General features: G+C 32.7%; 4 protein-coding genes and 1 pseudogene. 3 read left to right on the plus strand and 2 right to left on the minus strand.

Translation table 11 applies throughout. The features are described from left to right. Positions 1–15: 15 nt before the first annotated feature. Both AC1DJR_RS23200 and AC1DJR_RS23205 read left to right on the plus strand, forming a co-directional pair. Positions 16–501 (plus strand): annotated as a pseudogene (locus tag AC1DJR_RS23200) (transglycosylase); the annotation flags it as partial. Positions 502–528: 27 nt separating this feature from the next. Next, complete coding sequence (locus tag AC1DJR_RS23205) at positions 529–1,245, plus strand: hypothetical protein (protein WP_429686689.1); 717 nt, start codon at positions 529–531, stop codon at positions 1,243–1,245. Between the two features lie 38 nt (positions 1,246–1,283). On the opposite strand, the gene AC1DJR_RS23210 is transcribed toward AC1DJR_RS23205, so the two are convergent. After that, on the minus strand, positions 1,284–2,066 hold the full coding sequence (locus AC1DJR_RS23210; protein WP_477003599.1) for a CheR family methyltransferase: 783 nt from the start codon (positions 2,064–2,066) through the stop codon (positions 1,284–1,286). Positions 2,067–2,105: 39 nt separating this feature from the next. Next, entirely contained in the window at positions 2,106–2,603 is a 498-nt protein-coding gene (locus AC1DJR_RS23215; protein ID WP_002030924.1) for a flagellar motor switch protein FliG, read from the minus strand. A 143-nt stretch (positions 2,604–2,746) separates the two neighbouring features. Here AC1DJR_RS23215 and AC1DJR_RS23220 point away from each other — a divergent pair, with 143 nt between their 5' ends. Continuing rightward, positions 2,747–3,211, plus strand: coding sequence for a YaaR family protein (locus AC1DJR_RS23220; RefSeq protein WP_002086502.1), 465 nt, complete (start codon positions 2,747–2,749; stop codon positions 3,209–3,211). Positions 3,212–3,246: the final 35 nt, after the last annotated feature.

Below are 3,246 nucleotides of genomic sequence, written 5' to 3' on the forward strand. Positions count from 1 at the left end.
TTGTGACAGAGAGTGAATACATTTGTGACAGAGAGTGAATACATCATTTCTATTATCGAACAAAAAGTGGAAGATAATGAAAAGATAGAAGAACATGAGAATCAAAATAAACTAGAAGATAAGAAAGAAGCTGAGAAGCAGGAAGATTCGAAAATAGCGACTCCGCTTCCGGAAGAAAAGCTTCCAGTTGTTCAAATCCCAAAACAAGAAGAGAAAGTAAACTATTTTATAAAAGAGCCGTTGAAAGAGAAAGAGGAAAGCAATTACGTTATAAAAGAGCCAGGGGCTGACAATAGGGAAGTAAATAATGTGAAGGCTCATAAAGAGAAAAAAGGTAAAAATGACGATCAAGTCGTTTCTAAAAAGAAAGAAAAAATAGAAGAACAGCAAGAGAAAAAAGAAGAAAGTGAACAGGGAGTACAAGCCTCTAATGTGTTTGCTATTATGTCAGGATTATTTGTACTGTTTTTAGTTTTAAAGAGTAATAAAGAGTGGGGCTAATAATTTGATAGTAGTGGAGGCGCTTAAATGGAAATTAAACGTACTACAATTGAAAATAAGACGCTACACCCATTAAAACAGCCTGCTGCTATTTCAGAACATGAAATTCAGAAAGAACGAAAACGGAGTAACCTTGTGTTTACGGGGCAGTCTCAAATCATTTCGAAAAATAATGAAATAGGGATTCTACTTGCGAGTTTAGGTGATGGAAAGATTGTAAAAGAAATGCTTTCTAAAGAAATGGATACCGTGTTGCAGTTGTTTTCAAAGCTACATATGTTGTCTGAGGAAGGAAAGCAATCGGACAAAATATATGAACAAATTGTTAGAAGTTTGCATGGGCTTATTAAACAAGCGCATATAAAGGGAGTTCCGTTATTAGATGGAACGTATGATTTCGCTGAAGTGCAGCTTGCGTTTGGAAGAAAAGTACATATTCCATTACTTGATGTAAGTGCGCTCATTTCTAGAGTGGAACAAGATCCATCAGAAGAAAATACGAATTTAATGATAACAGTTATTACAGCTTACATGACAAAATTGTCTAATGAAACAATCTTAATTAGCGGTACAAATCGTATTTCTAAAGAACGTGATGTGAGCGTGTGGAGAGCACTTGCAGAAATGAATATGACGCAATTATCTCATGCGTTGAAACATACGATTCAAGAGCATAAATGGTCTGTTACAGCTCTATTTCTCTTTATATGGGTTATAGGTATCATATTGATTCGAATTATATAATAAAAAAAGGTCGTCATTTCAATTATGACGACCTTTTTCTATATTTTTTCGTAGAAGAATGTATCAAAACGCTGAAGGTTGTAGCGTTCGGGTGTTAAAATTTGTTCTGTGCTACCAACGAATAGTACGCCGCCTTTTCGTAAAGAACGACTAAACTTTTCATAAAGCTTTATTCTTGCTTCTTCTGTAAAGTAAATCATTACATTTCGACAAATGATTAAATCGTAGTTCGTATCAAATGTCTGAATTAATAAATCATGTTGTTTAAATGTAACTTGCTGTTTAATATTTTGATGCAATATATATGTATCATCTTCTTTTGTGAAATGACGTTGTTTTAAATCATTAGGTAATTCTTTCAAAGAGCGTTCTGTATATTGACCACGTTTTGCAGTTTCTAAAACATGAAAATCAAGATCCGTTGCTTGAATGTCATAACGAAACGGAGCTAGATGCTTCGATAATATTAAAGAAAGTGTATATGGTTCTTCACCGGCAGCGCAAGCAGCACTCCAAATTTTTAATTTACCGTTATTTTGTTCAAGTAGCTTTGGTAGAGCTTTCGTCTCTAACGTTTGCCAGCGCTCTTTATTTCTGAAAAACTCTGATACGTTAATTGTAATATAGTCAATAAAACTTAAAAATAACGTTTGATCGGTGCGTAAATTATTTAAAAAATTTGTGTAATTTTCAAAACCTTTTCTCGAAATGAAAGCGTCGATTCTTCGGCGCATTCTATCTTGCTTATAGGAAGCGATATCCATATTAAAGTGCTGTTTAAAACTTACGACAAATTGATTATAATCTTGTTCAGTTATCATATTTACAATAGGCACAATAACGATATTGTGCCTCCCCCTTTACATCATACGAATTTTTTGTTCAAAGCTTTTTTTCATCTGCTTTTCATGTAAGCCTGGTAAATCATAAATAACAGCATCAATTCCTGCTTCTTTTGCAACGTCAACGGGAATGACAGACGTATGTTTATCTCCGTTATAAAAACAGAGAACTAAATCGGTATCTTCGACAATTTGCTTTACAAAAAACATATAATCTGATCGATAAATGGAGTCGGAAGGATGATCAAAAGCAATATACTCGGCTCCGTGTTTTTTTAAGTAATCAACGACTTCTTGAAATTCGTCTGTTAATACTTGTAACGGTTGTAGTGTGTAAAGACATAAATTTTGAGCAAGTCTTTCGTTTTCAATGAAGAAACGAAGAACCTCATTTTCAATAGATTTATAACATAATATGTAAATTTTATGTTTGTGAGCATAGTCAATTAAAAATTTTTTTATTTCTTCCTGATCTAATGCTGTTAATTGATTTGAACCACAAAGAAAAATATTCATAGATTTGTGCCACCTCATGCTAAATTGTAACATATCTTCTATAAAAAATAACTGCAAAATATCATTGTACAGAGTATAATTATAAATAACTGGATTTTACGATTAAGTTTGGAAGGAAATAAAAAAATAAATAGGTGATATATATGCTGCGTTCTATCTCGCATAATCCAATTTTATCGCATATACCGCCTGCTACTCAAATGCCGAAAGAAGCAAATGTCAGGACAGGACTTGCTTTTTCGGATAATTTGCATGCAGATCCGAAAAAAGATAAATTGTTAGAACAAATGGAAGCACTTGTTGATAACATTGGAGAAATTAAAGAGAAAATCGAATTAGAGTTAACGCTCGATAATGTTATGGAATACAAAAATACTGTAAAATCATTTTTGAATTTTTACGTTGATAATGTATTGCAGTATAAAGATGTTATGTCTCGTCATCCGCGTTACGGATATTCGCAGAAAATGACGATTGTAAAACAAGCTGAAATGGGATTAACTGAGTTAGAAGATGTTATGAATTTAATTAATACGAAAACAGGGCATTTAGAAATGTTAAATCAAATTGGAGAAATTCATGGTTTGATTGTAAATTTAGTCTTGTAAGAAGCTTCCTTCCTTCTTACAAGACTAAATTTACA

The sequence above is a fragment of the Bacillus sp. 05T31 genome, assembly GCF_056396725.1.

Excerpts from the sequence above, each read along its gene's own strand:
- AC1DJR_RS23215 (WP_002030924.1), bottom strand. The coding sequence starts at position 2,603 with ATGAATATTTTTCTTTGTGGTTCAAATCAATTAACAGCATTAGATCAG.
- AC1DJR_RS23205 (WP_429686689.1), top strand. The coding sequence starts at position 529 with ATGGAAATTAAACGTACTACAATTGAAAATAAGACGCTACACCCATTA.
- AC1DJR_RS23220 (WP_002086502.1), top strand. The coding sequence starts at position 2,747 with ATGCTGCGTTCTATCTCGCATAATCCAATTTTATCGCATATACCGCCT.
- AC1DJR_RS23210 (WP_477003599.1), bottom strand. The coding sequence starts at position 2,066 with ATGATAACTGAACAAGATTATAATCAATTTGTCGTAAGTTTTAAACAG.